Source organism: Prevotella illustrans, from assembly GCF_017426725.1.
Classification (GTDB): Bacteria; Bacteroidota; Bacteroidia; order Bacteroidales; family Bacteroidaceae; genus Prevotella; species Prevotella illustrans.
The window spans coordinates 1-457 of the sequence record NZ_JAERMS010000095.1 but is presented as its reverse complement, the minus strand read 5'-3'; the positions used below and the strand labels follow the sequence as shown (position 1 = coordinate 457).

Below are 457 nucleotides of genomic sequence, written 5' to 3'. Positions count from 1 at the left end.
TCTTGTACTGATGATCTGTTTTTTCGATAAAGAGAAAAAGGAAGCCGGGCATCGGAAGTCATGTCCCAGATCTTGGACCGCTAACCAACCGGAGAGAGTCCTATAGCTCAGTTGGTTAGAGCGCCACACTGATAATGTGGAGGTCGGCAGTTCAAGTCTGCCTGGGACTACCTTTGGAATGAGAAATGACCAATGGGAAACGCTGAAGTCTGCGGAAATCGCTTTCACGCTTCACGTATCTCCTTTCACATTCTCGGGGGATTAGCTCAGCTGGCTAGAGCACCTGCTTTGCAAGCAGGGGGTCAACGGTTCGAATCCGTTATTCTCCACACAAGAAGGAAAAAACAGAGGGAACGGAGTATTTTTACTTTTTTACCCTTTTACTTTTTTACCTTTTTTCGCTCTTTGACATATTGACACAAGCAAGACTGTAAAGTAAACAGAGTTTACGACTTAT

The 457-nt window shown here is 44.9% G+C and carries 2 tRNA genes; both read left to right on the top strand.

Annotated elements, in window-relative coordinates:
• Positions 1 to 96 precede the first annotated feature (96 nt).
• Positions 97 to 170, top strand: a tRNA-Ile gene (locus JHU38_RS12305).
• Positions 171 to 255: 85 nt separating this feature from the next.
• Positions 256 to 329 (top strand) — tRNA-Ala (locus JHU38_RS12300).
• Positions 330 to 457 lie beyond the last annotated feature (128 nt).